This is a genomic window from Shewanella sp. MEBiC00475, from assembly GCF_005234075.1.
Classification (GTDB): Bacteria; Pseudomonadota; Gammaproteobacteria; order Enterobacterales; family Shewanellaceae; genus Shewanella; species Shewanella polaris.
This window is the reverse complement of the sequence record NZ_CP039928.1, coordinates 3314371-3328156: the sequence shown is the minus strand read 5'-3', so window position 1 is coordinate 3328156 and position 13786 is coordinate 3314371. Positions and strand designations below refer to the sequence as shown.

The following is a 13786-nucleotide window of genomic DNA, read 5'->3' as shown; positions in this document are numbered from 1 at the left end:
GCTCTTATGCGCCATTTTGGTAAAGTCAGCCAAACTATGTTGTTTTGGCTAATAGCAAATTCTTATTCCAAGTTCTGGTTAACCAAAAAATTGCAGTGCTGCTTTTTTCGCAATGGCATCCAACTCGGCTATTTGCTCAGGAATAAAAGCTTGATACTTGTCTGCCTGACCAATTGCTTTAAGGTTCATAGGCTGCCTAACTTGGCTAGCACTAGGCGTTAATACGGCTCGTTCAGATTCATAAAAGGTAAAGCATTGCGCTTGAATCGGTAACCCACAGTAATCCAATATGCGTTGAATTTGTGACTCAGGCTCTCGCACTAATTGCTCAAAACAGACATGTAAAATTTCATTCGGGTACAACCTATCCCAGTGTTGCATGATGTCTAAATAGTGTTGCCAGTAACTCGAAATACCGGGAAACGAATACGAATAGTCATGACCAAAACTGAAATATTGCTTAAATACACTCAAGCCATTATCGACTGTATTACGCACCACGTTAATGATTTTTGCTTGAGGGAATAAGGTTTTAATTAAGCCAATGTGCAAAAAGTTATTTGGGTTTTTATCTATTACATAGGTTGGAGCATCAGCAAAGTAATGATTCACTTCGGCTAAATACCGTTTGCGAAACAGATCTATATGACTAGCAGAAAGCTGACTTAGTCTTGCATTATAACCACCCGACATGTCCATTTGTAACGCAAAGCGTTCCATAAACGGTAATTCATCGGTCGCCCCAACATCTGTGTGGCACGCCAAAATTTGCTCCACCAATGTAGTTCCAGAACGAGGCATCCCGACAATAAAAATAGGCGTTTGATTAAGTGTTGGTAATTCAGCAATATGTGGAGATGGTGTATGCCCAAGTAGTGACAACACAATATTGGCAAACTGGGTTTGTTTAAACGGCCTATGCAACATCATGATTTTATTGGCTAATAACATCGACTCAGACGCTTTATCAATTTGCTGTGTTTGCTCGTAGGCTTTGCACAAAGCAAAATGCACCAGCGCCTGATTTTGTTTGCTTAACGACTCATCGATTGCAAAACCTTGCAATAAGGTTAAATCATTAGTGCTGAATCGATACTGCTTTAAATCAGCTAAGCTCCAATAACCCACACCTACTTGTTTTGGGTTTAATTGATTATATTGATGATAAAAATTGGCCGCTTTTTCTGTTTCGCCTTTGGCTTTATAGATATGACCTAAATTAAGCTGTACAGCGGGCTCAGAAAAATCATGTGCCACACACCATTCAAAACACTGTTCAGCCAAAGCCATATCGCCAACTTTTGTGGCGACTAATCCGAGTTTGTATTGAAATTCTCCGACGTTAGCTTGCACATCAATCAATTGTAACAAATGCGATTTTGCCAAGAAAAAGTCTTGTTTTACTTCAGCAATAGCCAATAAGCCAGTCAACACTGGCACCGTATTGGGTTCAATAGATGCTGCACTAACAAAATAGCCTTCAGCTTCAGTATATTGTTGTTGCTGCAAATGAATATGGCCTAATAATGCTATAGCACCGACATGTTTATCATCACGCTTAACCACTTTACGGGCGTACATTCTCGCAGACGAATAATTTTTAGAATGAAACAGCGATTCCGCTTGGCTCAAATATTGTTCAATAATACTCAAACTAGGTCCTTTTTATTATAATGACAAATCAACTATTCTAGACTGAATCTAAGTCAAATAACTTAGTTCAATCAGTACTGTACCCATAGAATAACATAAATATCATTAGAATCTTGGGGCGAAAAACTGAGACGAAAATCATTACCAATAGTGAACGAAATAATTAACTTAAGCGTACAATAGTCATATTGGATCCCCGTTTACGAGTCCCAAGAGAATTATCATGAAAAATAATGAATCCAAAGTACCAACTAGCCGCCTATCTCGATTATCAAAAATGGGTGGACTGGCTTCTCGTCTAGCGGGTAACGTACTGCTTGAAGGCGCAAAACAGCTTAGTAAAGGTCAATCACCCAAGTTACAACAGCTAGTAATGACCCCAACTAACATTGGTCATGTTGCCGATAAGCTGTCACAACTTCGCGGCGCCGCGATGAAAGTGGGCCAAATGCTGTCAATGGATGCTGGCGACTTAGTGCCTCCCGAATTAGCAGAAATATTGGCAAAGCTACGTTCTGATGCTAAAGCGATGCCGCACAAGCAGTTAACTCAATTACTAGTTCAGCATTGGGGTCGAGACTGGCTAGCTCCCTTTGCCCAATTTGAACTGCGCCCTTTTGCCGCTGCATCCATCGGCCAAGTGCATTTAGCCTATTTAGATACAGGTGAAAAACTGGCGATTAAAATTCAATATCCAGGTATTAGAGACAGCATCGACAGTGATATCGACAACGTAGCGACGTTATTGAAAGTATCACGTCTTATTCCTGCAAACGTTAAACTGGATACCTTACTGTCAGAAGCCAAAGCCCAACTGCATAATGAAGCGGATTATCACTTCGAAGCCCAACAAATAGCGCTTTATAGGCAACAACTGGGTGAAGATTCCAGTTTTATTGTCCCAAAAGTGTACAAGCAACTCAGTAACAACAGTATTTTAACCATGCAGTTTGTTGAAGGAGTGGCCATAGAGTCGGTGGCGCAAGCGTCACAAGAGGTAAGAGACCACATTGCTAGCGCGCTAATGGGTTTATGTTTTAAAGAGCTATTCGAGTTTAAATTAGTTCAGTCAGATCCTAACTTTGCCAATTTTCAGTATCAAACAGACACTCAAAAAATCGTACTTTTCGACTTTGGCGCCACCCGCACGATTAGTGATGAATTATCCCATGGTTACCATGAACTCATGCTAGGTGCAGCGAATCAAAATAAAGTTCAAATGACATCAGCAGCTAAGAAAATTGGCTTTTTTCAAGATGAAATAGACCCCGCCCATCAGCAATTGATTATTGATATTTTCTACCAAGCTTGTGAGCCACTACGTTTTGAGGGCGAATACGACTTTGGCCAAAGCGACTTAGCAAAGCGTATTACTCATGCAGGTAAAGCAATGAGTACCCAACAAAATGAATGGCATACTCCGCCAACCGATGCTATTTTTATTCATCGTAAATTAGCAGGTACCTATTTACTTGCCGCAAAGCTAAAAGCCAAGGTAGATGTGAGAAAATTATTTGCTGCTTATCACAATTAAATAGCCTTAACTTAGAACGATTAAAAAACACATCAACAAGATAAATCCATCGTGTTGATAAAGATGGATTATTAAAAATTGAATTCAATTGAATTTACACAAGGAGAGTTACTATGTTTAGTCACATTATGATTGGTGTTAATGATATCGATACATCGAAGAAATTTTATGATGCCATTTTAGGCACATTAGGTATTGCGCCAGGTAAAATTGATGACAAAGGTCGTTGCTTTTATATAACACCAACAGGTATTTTTGCATTAACAAAACCCATAAACGGTGAACCAGCATGCCACGGTAATGGCACCACTATTGGTTTTTCTGCAGATACTACCGCATTAGCAGATGCATGGCATGCCGCCGGATTGGTTAGTGGTGGTACAGCCTGTGAAGATGCCCCGGGTGTTCGCTCAGGACCGGGGTTTGATTTGTATTTAGCTTACCTTCGTGATCCAGACGGTAACAAGATTTGTGCTTTGCATAGAGTTGCTAAGTAATAACGCTATTCCGGCAGGTAGTCTGAGTGAAAGATTACCTGTTCGTTTAAATTTCCACTATTTGCGCTAAAAACCTAAGTCACACTTTTTTGATTATTTGTAGTTAGAGATGCATCACAAACAACTACAGGGTAAAATAGCTGCCCTTTGGTGTAGTGAGTGTGTTTTTGATGTCTGTTAACGACCCGTGTTTTATTCCTTTTAGTGATGTAATTGCTTTCAATAACACGCTTGCCGAACAAGGGTTGCCTAGCTCTTTTACTTTCCCGTTTTATTATCAACCTCATCCATTAACCATATTGGCTGCGCAGCAGTTGCAGCTGGAATTACTTGAAGCTAACCCTTGGGGGCATAATTTTGGCTTAGACAGCGAAAATGACCGTGGCATGGTGATTGGTAAGATGTTTGGTGTGTTGGTGGTTAAAGACACACTCGGACAACTTGGGTTTTTAGCGTCATTTTCAGGTAAGTTAGCCGATCAAAATATCTTGCCACCGTTTGTGCCGCCGGTGTTTGATATGCTGACCCAAGACAGCTTTTTTAGTAGTGATAATAAACAAATTAACCAAATTAACCTATCGATTAGTCAGCAAGAAGCGAATCCGTTACTGGCGACATTAACCACAACTTTAGCTACGCAACAACATCAAGCAGAAAGTGAACTTGAGCAGCAACGTAGCGCAATTGTTGAAGGTCGAAAACAGCGTAAGCTGCAACGTGAACAAGCGGATACGGCATTAGCACAAGCAAGCATTAGCGACGATAGCCATAAAACCTTGTCTATCGACTTAAGCCGTCAAAGCGTGCAACAAAAACATCAGTTAAATGCATTAAAGCAGCTGTGGCAGACTCAAATTGAAACGACTAAAGTGGCCTTAGATTCACTTCAGCAGCAAATAAAAAAGTTAAAACAACAACGTAAACAACTTTCAAATGGATTACAAAAAAAGCTCTTTGCCCAATATCAGTTTTTAAATACCTTGGGTGAAGCGCGTGATTTAAACGATATCTTCAATGACGCGCCGAATCATTTACCGCCTGCTGGTGCCGGAGAATGTGCAGCACCTAAGTTACTGCAATACGCGTTTACTCATCAATTTACTCCAATTGCGATGGCAGAGTTTTGGTGGGGCTCATCGCCGAAATCTGAGATAAAACAACACAAAAACTACTACCCAGCTTGCCATGGGAAATGCCGACCTATTTTGACCCACATGCTTAAAGGTATGCAGGTTGATGACGACCCCTTGCTGATTAATCCAGGTAAAGATCAACACATTGATATTATTTATCAAGATGATGCGATAGTGATTATTAACAAGCCCGCAGAGTTATTATCGGTACCAGGCAAAAATATCACCGACTCGGTATTTAGCCGTATGCAGCAACAATTCCCTAATGCGACGGGGCCGCTGATTGTTCATCGCCTAGACATGTCTACATCAGGTTTAATGGTTATTGCACTCACAAAAGAAGCCAATAAAGCCCTGCAACAGCAGTTTATTCAGCGCAGCGTAACAAAGCGATATATCGCGTTAATTGAAGGTGTACCTAATCAGGACACAGGCGATATTAGTTTGCCATTGCGGGTAGATTTAGACGATCGTCCTAAGCAGTTAGTGTGTTACGAGCATGGCAAGCATGCCGAGACATTCTGGCAAGTACACCAACGGCAAGAAAAGCGCACCTTAATACACTTGTACCCAAAAACCGGACGTACTCATCAATTACGGATGCATTGTGCCCATCATGATGGTTTACATATGCCAATAGTTGGAGATGATTTATACGGTGTTGCGACTAACCGTTTGCATTTACATGCGCAGTATTTAAGCTTAAATCATCCGGTGACAAATGAAGAAATGGTATTTGAAGTAAAAGCAGATTTTGAATAATACTTAAATTATTAAATAGGAATTACTATATCGTTAATGCCTATGGCTTTAGAAACAATTCATTTATGGTCTGTTTCATAGGCCGAATGTATCGCAAGGTTTACCCATTGCACCCAGTGTAATGAACTCATTTGGGTTGAATATAATACTGGGCCATATCTTTTGCCATTAACGCAGATGTTTTTATACCTCGGGTATGGGCCATTACAATCGCCCCGTCAACGAGCAAACCGATTTGATCTGCTTTATCTGCATCATGTAGAGGTAATTGTGCGCGAATAAGTTTAACAATGGCTTGTTTGTGTTGGGCTGAAAATACATGTATCGGATTATGAGCATCGGCATATTCAGCACTGGCATTAATAAAATTACAGCCAAAAAAGTGCCCGTTATTAAACCATTCATTCAGTGCATCAAAAATCGCTAACACACCAGAATTACCAGCTTGAACCGCGGCATCAACTTTAGCGCTAATAGAGGTAAGGACTTGTTGATGACGTTGTTGTAATGTCGCCAGAATTAACTCATCTTTGCTACGAAAATGTTTATATAGCGTCGCTTTAGACACTCCTGATTGCGCCAAAATTAAATCAATGCCAGTAGCGTGGTAACCCTGCTGATTAAATAAGCCTAACGCAGTGTCGATTAAATGTTGTTTTCTTGGTTGCATGACTATCTACCTCAATGACTGAGCATAAATTATAGCAACTTTTAACTTGACGTAAACAGTTCTGTTCACCTACGATAGTAGACAGATTTGTTCACCACCGATTTACATTCAAAAATTAAGGGTTATAACCATGTGAAGCACAGCAACTGATCCAAGCTCAAATACAACCTCATTGAGCACCTTGGGCATTCATCACCTCGGCCTCAGTGTGCCAGATATCAAACAAACAGCCACATTTTTCATCGAGCAGCTGCATTTTAAACAAGTGGGTGAAAAACCAGACTACCCGGCTATTTTTGTTTCAGACGGCACCGTTATGCTAACGCTATGGCAAATTAGCGATACTAACCAAATGGTCAATTTTGACCGCTATAAGAATGTTGGTTTGCATCATTTTGCGCTAAAAATGGCTAATGTTGAGCAACTGCAACACATACATCAGCGACTAGCGAAACTTGATAATGTAGACATTGAATTTGCACCAGAGCCATTAGGCGACTTACCGATTCATCACATGATGTGCACTATTCCCGGTGGCATTAGGCTTGAATTGATCGCGTAATCGCGCACTTGGTATAAGGAATAACAATGGACAAGCAACTGGCGCCCAGCTGGCATCAAGGTGAGCTGACGATGCAACAGCGAGCAGGAACCGAAAAGCGTATGGCCGAGATTGGGCCTAAGTTTATTCGTCAGTATCTGCCGCAACAGCATCGAGATTTTTTCGAATCACTGTCGATGATATTTATCGGTTATGCCGAGCAGCCATTACACACCAATGCAAGTGTGTTATTCGGTACGCCAGGCTTTGTCCAATCAATTACCGAAACAGAATTAGTGATAAACACTCAATATTCGATGGGTGATTTTATTAACGATCACCTCAATGTAGGTGATCGGATCGGTTTATTAGGCATCGTATTTGAAACTAAAAGACGTAACCGCATTAATGGCGTTATTACCGACATCAATCAAAAAAGCATTCGCGTAAAAGTATTACAAAGCTATGGTAATTGCCCTAAGTACATTCAACCAAAAGCGTTGCTACCAAACAGTGATTATGGGGAGTTTTCCAGAACAACACGAAGCCAACTTAGTCAGGCGGATCGGCTACTCATTACTAATGCCGACGCTTTCTTTATTGGCAGTCGTTTTGATGATGGCCAGCAACTGAATAATCGAGGTGCAGATATCTCACATAGAGGCGGCCCCGCAGGCTTTGTATCAATAAACGAGCAAGGACAATTATTGGTTAATGATTATGTCGGTAATGGCTTTTTTAATACTTTAGGTAACTTGCTCGAAAATCCTATTGCCAGTTTACTATTTTGCGATTGGCAACAAGGTCATGCATTGCACATAACGGTATCAAGTCAGATAATGTGGCAGGATATAGAACAAATAGGCAGTGCAGAGTTAGCGAATACAACAGATATTCAGAGTAAAAATGCCGTTGCTCTAACTGAACGAACCTTGTGCTTTGCCCCGTTAAAAGTAGAACAACTCACTAACGGGTTAGCTTACCGTCAAACCAACCCGTTTTGATAGCCAATGTTATAAGATAGCCAGTGTTATAGCTCAAACAACACATCGGTACGAATAATGTATTTAACCCCAGAAAAAATAGGCTCTGAGCTGTGAATGCAGTGCAACGGGTGCATGCCGTGTGGAAAACACAATACACTCCCCGCCGGTGTTCGCACATCAACTTGGCGCATATTATCACCGTGTTTGGCTGGTAAACTTGGATTGTCGGCATTGACAAAAAAGCGCGTTGCACCGCCTTCAAAGTCTTCTGTCAGTAAGATTAAAAATGTCAGCAGACTGTAGCGATCACCAAAAGCATCTTGCACTAATTCACCGTCTATAACTTGACTGCCCGGCCACGAACCATCTGAATGAGGCTTAAAAAAATCACCTTGGTTATAGCGATAAAAACGAAACCGATTATTTAATCCTAAGGCTGCTTTACCACCAAAAATCCCTAGGTTGTCATCCATAAGCGATTTAACTCTATTCCAAATAACTTGCTCAGTGGTGTTATCGACGACCCAGGTTAAACTGTCGTTATGACGAACATGACGAGGCAGTGACACAGCGGCGTCGGGTAAAAAGCCCATCGACTCACTGACCGAAATTAACCGTTTACACTCATCTGGCGTCAATACATTGAGCAATTGAAACGCACCCGGTACTTCGGCTAACATTTTTTTACTCACGGTTAACTGCTGTGTTTCAGTCAAAGCCGCATCATTAAGCTCTGCAATATTGGCTTTGTGGTTCGCCCATGTTGGCAACGCAGGATGTTCAGCGCCGGGTTCACGTGCCACGACAAAATAATCTGAATTTACATCTGTTGTGTTCATTTATTTATACCTTTAACCATAAAATGGACTAGTAATGTTTTACTAAAAAGTGTGCTAACGACTGCTTACTCATCAATATGGGTTAATCCAAAAAAATTAATAACTCATCACACGTACTTGAGTAAATTGTCTGTGGCCTGCTGCTGTACCATGAAAGCCAAAACCACTTTGCTTAGCGCCTACCCATGGCGCATTACCTGCACCAGCACCTTGATTAACCCCAACCATACCAGCATCAAGTTGCTCAGCAACCGCTTTAGCACCTTGGCCACCAAACACCACTGCTGCTAAACCATAATCACTGTTATTCGCACGACGAATGGCTTCATCAATGTCACTAAAACGACTGATTGCCACTACAGGACCAAAGGTTTCTTCACGTTCGATCAGCATCTCAGGGGTAATCCCTGTGACCACTGTAGGTTGAATAAACGGTAATGGATAATTATCACTACCCAGTAAAAAGCTGGCGCCTTTGGCTTTAGCATCTTGCAACTGTTCAACCACTTTTTGGTGCTGGGTTGGATTCACTATCGGGCCAATATTCACATTCGCTGCGTCCCATGCGCCTACGCGATAGCGGCTGGCTAAAGCTACTACTTTTTGTTCAAACTCATCGGCAATACGCTCATCAACATAAACTCGTTCCGTTGAGGTACACATCTGTCCGGCGTTTTCAAACGAACTGGCGACAGCGAATCTAACCGCAGAATCGATATTGGCGCTGGCCATAACAATCAAGGGGTCATTGCCACCCAGCTCCATTACCAAACGTTTTAAGCCAGAAGCTGCATTGGCCATAATGTTTTTACCAGCGGCCATTGAGCCTGTAAATGCCACCATATTAATGTCTGCAGCCACTAATGCTTGGCCAAGGGCTTTATCACCTTGAACCACTTGCAACACATGTTCTGGTAGTACTTTATTAAGTGTATTAATAAACAACTCAGCCACTAAAGGCGTCAATTCCGACGGTTTTAATATCACACTGTTACCAGCTATAAGCGCAGGCATCAGTAAGTTATTGGCCATGGCTATCGGGTAGTTCCAAGGCGAAATCACGGCCACTACACCTAATGGTCGATATTGTAATTCCGTACGATTATCAATTTGCTCAGTCGTTAAGGTATCACTTATTTCACTGGCAAAATAAGGCGCATTTTGTATCGTTCCTCCCACTTCATAAGTAGCGCGACGATAATCTTTACCCATTTCTTGACCAATAAGTGTTGCAAGCTCGTCTTGCACGTCCACCAGCTGTTGATACGCTTTAACCACATATTGTTGGCGTTCTTTTAACGGCAAACTTGCCCAAGCTTTTTGAGCAACTTTCGCATTGCTTATCACTGTGGGTAACAGCTCAATAGGGGTTATTTCGACACTACCGACCGCAATGGCTTCAATGTGTTCACCACCATCAACTTTGTGATAACTCGTGGGATCGTAAGAGGTTAATACTGCCATAGAGAAACATTCCTTAATGGTATTAAAGTGGCGCTAGCCGGTTTGTTTGATAGATGAATAGATTTATTGATAACCATTTTGATACAATGGAATACAAAAGCAACTAGTATACTTTTGGTAACCTAGGTTGGATTAATGAAAACTAAAATTGAAACAATGACTAACGGTCAAAAAAAAGTTATCAATGCTTGTGCTGAACCCTGCTCGGTCGAGCGCGGTATGCGTGTATTAGGCGGTAAATGGAAAGCATCCATTTTATGGCACCTGCAAGATGGCCCAGTACGATTTAATGATTTATCGCGCATGCTAGGCGGGGCAAGTAAAAAAATGGTCGACCAACGCCTTAAAGAATTAGAAGCCCAAGGGTTAGTGACTCGTCATGTGATTAGTGATCGTCCTATTGCGGTGTCTTATGCTATAACCGATTTTGGCCGCACAGCCTTAGACATTTTAGAACGCTTAAAAGATTGGGCTGATGAATACGTTGTTTAGCAAAGTACTATGGTCTGTTACTCACCATAAAGATACTGATGAAACATTAGCAAAAAGTATGCGCTAAGCTTTGAACGCCTTGAAACAAAATGGCGAATTAGAAAAAATCACCGCTCGTTAGTTTGTCCCTCATGTTAATTCTGTGGTCACAGACCAATAGCGGTAATATTTAACGTCATTGAGCAATCAATTTAGTACTAACAATATCGCAGCGCCCAAGCGATATTGTCTACTAATTAATGTCGCTGGAAGCAAAGTCTGACATAGGCAACTTCCAGCTTTCAATAACTTACAGAAAAGATATAACCATACTTTGACATAAAATGTACCCATAGTCTGACAAATCGGAACGGCATCTAGATACTATAATTAAGAATTGTCATTTTATTACAACTGAAAGCGCATCTCTTAGTAACTCACTTTTGGACAAAAAACGTTTTAGCGCTTAACCATAGATAGTTTATTGTATTTTTTTTGATTAAACAAAGAGGGATATAGTTAGGCTGCTTTTGGTCGGCTTTTAACAAATTTATATAGCCATTATTATCGTCAATGAGTGAAGCATACGACTCATGAATTAATATATGATTATGCTTGGTTGGATGGACCTTTATTGACATTGAGACCGACTTAAAGGGGCTTGGATTTGTAGGTACTCCCCTTACTCTCGGTCCACGTTTAGAAAAGTTAAAATTTAATATATCATCTTCAGATAGCGATGCCGTTCCATCACTTGTAGATCCCAGCCCCAAATTTAACACCCTTGGTGCGATAGCAGTATAACCTTCACTCTGAAGACTAATTTCAAGAAAAACATCGTTATTATTTATATTAGAATTTAGGGTACAGTCAACTCCTTCTGTCGCTAAATACTCCCCTTCATAATTATGATTACACCCCAATAATGACAAACCTAAGACTGACAAACCTAAGACTGTAACTGAGATTACCTTTTTCATTGAAAACACCTCAACCTGAAAATCGTATAGCATTTGTACAGTTCGCATGCGCACTTATTGGGATTAACACGCATGTGAATTTGCCACGAAAAAGAAGACTAAATACGAATTATTATTCAATATACTTACAATAACTTACTTCAAATACTCCAAATATACCAGCCGACTACATGTGCATGGGAATTCTGCTTGAAAGCTTAAACATCATTGGCTTTATTTTTGGGTACTATTACTCAATATTTGATTTTGCATAATTAGGAGGGAAACAAACTTTGGGGAAATGAGTCACCACCCTAAACCGTTTATGGACAATTCCGAGTTACGATGAACAAGTGCATCTGAATTTTCTGATAACTTATTCTATGCCAAACAAACAAGTTGACTACAAAGTCGTGGCCACTTTTGCTTGACCACTACAATCACCAAAAAATTACGAACACAGAAAAATAACCCAATAAGGCCGCAGACTATGCCTAACCATTCAAAAAGGTGCATTATGCGTTTAAAGAGAGCTTCAATAGCAGGGTAGATAACACTACCCTCACCAGAAGCAATTTTTGCTTCTAACCAAGAGGGGACAATGAAATAGAACAGTACAAAAGTGACAAGACCAAATAACAAAGCCCCCCACCAAGGCAATCTAGAACCTATAAACGCTGAATCTGATATTATCTGGCTAGCGTGACTTCTACGTCTGTAATGTCTTCCCATGACATAAATCCCTTTAGTTAAGCTTTCCTAGCACCCAATGATACGAGTACATTGCTACACTAGCTCTGGGTTATAAAGGCAAGACTGGCTCATCAAACTTATCGTATAATGACTCAGACATAGTATGCACATAGGGTCTTGGGCCACCAATCTCTTGGCCTTCGTTATATATATCCAACAAATATATAATCACATCGTTAACACTTTTGAGTTTATGTATTTCCTTCAATGTCTGAAGCGCTACCTGAGTCTCATGTGTAACGCGGATTTTCTTCCGACGTTTTTCGTACATTGTACTTTTAAAGCTCTTGAGGGTTTCATCGCTTAAAACATCAAACCAATCACGAATAGGCTCGATTGAACTGTCTTCTAGTTCGAACTTGCCCGTTTTTTTAACAAAAGCATTCAAGTCATCCAACATCCGTGGATGTTCATTTTTCTCAACCAAAATAGTAAACAACTTAACTGACAATAAAATTGAATGCTCTCAGGTTGATAGGTGACCAGCAACGTTGCCGACTCCTATAGCCCAAACTGTTTCAAACATTGAACTGAATAAAACGAGCATGATTTTTTAAAGTGTACTAGCTGCAATTCATTAAACATAAAGGATCCCCCCCCAACAAAGTAATGGCCAAATTTACTTGACAATTCAAGACATTGTCAAGGACACTCTAGCATCGAAAACAGATATAATTTGTTGAAATCAGGCATATCAAGGAAGAATACTAATGAAATTACTTAAATTACTGGCACTATTTTCAATTTATTCACTCTCAGTTAGTGCAAAACCAATTAATAGTTTTGATGGTTTTGATTGGGGTTCATCTCGCAATCAAATTATTGAGGTTAGAGGTAGACCCGACGTCCTTTTTGGTACGTTTATGAGCTATGGTGATATTGAAGATACTGTCGCTGGGTATGAAATTGATAGTCTCAATTACACTTTCAAAGAAGGTTGCACCGAACTAAAAGAGACATTGACGAAACCTTGCGAGCTATGGAAGGGCCAATATACTCTTGAAGTTAAATCTCAGGAGAGTTTTGATCAAATTACGCAACTACTTGGATCAAATTACGGTACCTACTCCGCCAAAAAGAAAGATTCCAATCAAGTCGATTACAATACAAAAGAGTTGCAGGCGATTGTAACTTGGACTACGCATGTATTCAAACAAGAAGATGGATCGAGTATTGAAGTAGCAAAAAGAGAATTTGATCGTGACTTCTATGACAATTCTAGCAGTCAAAATTTCAAAAAAGGCATTCAGAACTTAAACGTTTCATATGCCAGTGCAGAGTACAATCAAGTTCAAGAACGCAAAGAGAAAAAAACTAAGAATGGATTTTAATTAGGGCTCTTCTTTACGTATAAAGAGACTATAGAAAACTCACTTCCCCCCCATAAAAAGAGGGCTAACTGTAGTCGCCTACACAGATTGGCCAGCTTGATAGAAGTTATACAAATTACACTGCATATTACTGATTTAAAGGTAGATCTGCACTTTAATGTTTATTAAAGTGCATTTTTCGCGTGTTTTAGCG

The 13786-nt window shown here is 40.4% G+C and carries 14 protein-coding genes; 7 read left to right on the top strand and 7 right to left on the bottom strand.

The window, feature by feature from the left end; genetic code table 11:
• Positions 1-78 precede the first annotated feature (78 nt).
• The gene (locus tag FCN25_RS14860) at positions 79-1653 is read right to left on the bottom strand and encodes a sulfotransferase (protein ID WP_137226085.1); all 1575 of its coding nucleotides are present in this window, start codon (positions 1651-1653) and stop codon (positions 79-81) included.
• Between the two features lie 223 nt (positions 1654-1876).
• On the opposite strand from FCN25_RS14860, the gene FCN25_RS14855 reads away from it, so the two are divergent.
• The 3 genes from FCN25_RS14855 to FCN25_RS14845 all read left to right on the top strand — a co-directional run bounded on the left by FCN25_RS14855 (position 1877) and on the right by FCN25_RS14845 (position 5579).
• On the top strand, positions 1877-3187 hold the full coding sequence (locus tag FCN25_RS14855) for an AarF/ABC1/UbiB kinase family protein (RefSeq protein WP_137226084.1): 1311 nt from the start codon (positions 1877-1879) through the stop codon (positions 3185-3187).
• A gap of 113 nt (positions 3188-3300) precedes the next feature.
• Complete coding sequence (locus FCN25_RS14850; protein ID WP_137226082.1) at positions 3301-3684, top strand: VOC family protein; 384 nt, start codon at positions 3301-3303, stop codon at positions 3682-3684.
• 170 nt (positions 3685-3854) lie between these two features.
• Positions 3855-5579 carry an RluA family pseudouridine synthase gene (locus FCN25_RS14845; protein ID WP_175405884.1) on the top strand — a complete coding sequence of 575 codons (1725 nt, stop codon included), beginning with the start codon at positions 3855-3857 and terminating at the stop codon, positions 5577-5579.
• Positions 5580-5706: 127 nt separating this feature from the next.
• On the opposite strand, the gene FCN25_RS14840 is transcribed toward FCN25_RS14845, so the two are convergent.
• Complete coding sequence (locus tag FCN25_RS14840) at positions 5707-6249, bottom strand: TetR/AcrR family transcriptional regulator (protein WP_137226077.1); 543 nt, start codon at positions 6247-6249, stop codon at positions 5707-5709.
• A gap of 208 nt (positions 6250-6457) precedes the next feature.
• Here FCN25_RS14840 and FCN25_RS14835 point away from each other — a divergent pair, with 208 nt between their 5' ends.
• A complete protein-coding gene (locus tag FCN25_RS14835; RefSeq protein WP_217495315.1) occupies positions 6458-6811 on the top strand; it encodes a VOC family protein in 354 nt (117 codons plus the stop codon).
• 26 nt (positions 6812-6837) lie between these two features.
• Positions 6838-7794 (top strand): pyridoxamine 5'-phosphate oxidase family protein, encoded by a 957-nt coding sequence (locus FCN25_RS14830; RefSeq protein ID WP_137226073.1) that lies wholly within the window; start codon positions 6838-6840, stop codon positions 7792-7794.
• 26 nt (positions 7795-7820) lie between these two features.
• On the opposite strand, the gene FCN25_RS14825 is transcribed toward FCN25_RS14830, so the two are convergent.
• The gene (locus tag FCN25_RS14825; protein WP_137226071.1) at positions 7821-8615 is read right to left on the bottom strand and encodes a 2OG-Fe(II) oxygenase; all 795 of its coding nucleotides are present in this window, start codon (positions 8613-8615) and stop codon (positions 7821-7823) included.
• Positions 8616-8711: 96 nt separating this feature from the next.
• Complete coding sequence (locus FCN25_RS14820) at positions 8712-10079, bottom strand: aldehyde dehydrogenase (protein ID WP_137226068.1); 1368 nt, start codon at positions 10077-10079, stop codon at positions 8712-8714.
• A gap of 135 nt (positions 10080-10214) precedes the next feature.
• Between FCN25_RS14820 and FCN25_RS14815 the strand changes: the two genes are divergently transcribed.
• Positions 10215-10571, top strand: a complete 357-nt coding sequence (locus FCN25_RS14815) for a helix-turn-helix domain-containing protein (RefSeq protein ID WP_137226066.1) — start codon at positions 10215-10217, stop codon at positions 10569-10571.
• A 416-nt stretch (positions 10572-10987) separates the two neighbouring features.
• Here FCN25_RS14815 and FCN25_RS14810 read toward each other — a convergent pair whose 3' ends face one another.
• The 3 genes from FCN25_RS14810 to FCN25_RS14800 all read right to left on the bottom strand — a co-directional run bounded on the left by FCN25_RS14810 (position 10988) and on the right by FCN25_RS14800 (position 12689).
• Complete coding sequence (locus tag FCN25_RS14810; protein WP_137226064.1) at positions 10988-11530, bottom strand: hypothetical protein; 543 nt, start codon at positions 11528-11530, stop codon at positions 10988-10990.
• A 360-nt stretch (positions 11531-11890) separates the two neighbouring features.
• Positions 11891-12241 carry a hypothetical protein gene (locus FCN25_RS14805; protein WP_137226062.1) on the bottom strand — a complete coding sequence of 117 codons (351 nt, stop codon included), beginning with the start codon at positions 12239-12241 and terminating at the stop codon, positions 11891-11893.
• A gap of 70 nt (positions 12242-12311) precedes the next feature.
• Positions 12312-12689, bottom strand: a complete 378-nt coding sequence (locus FCN25_RS14800; protein WP_137226060.1) for a hypothetical protein — start codon at positions 12687-12689, stop codon at positions 12312-12314.
• 283 nt (positions 12690-12972) lie between these two features.
• Between FCN25_RS14800 and FCN25_RS14795 the strand changes: the two genes are divergently transcribed.
• The gene (locus FCN25_RS14795; protein ID WP_137226058.1) at positions 12973-13593 is read left to right on the top strand and encodes a hypothetical protein; all 621 of its coding nucleotides are present in this window, start codon (positions 12973-12975) and stop codon (positions 13591-13593) included.
• Positions 13594-13786 lie beyond the last annotated feature (193 nt).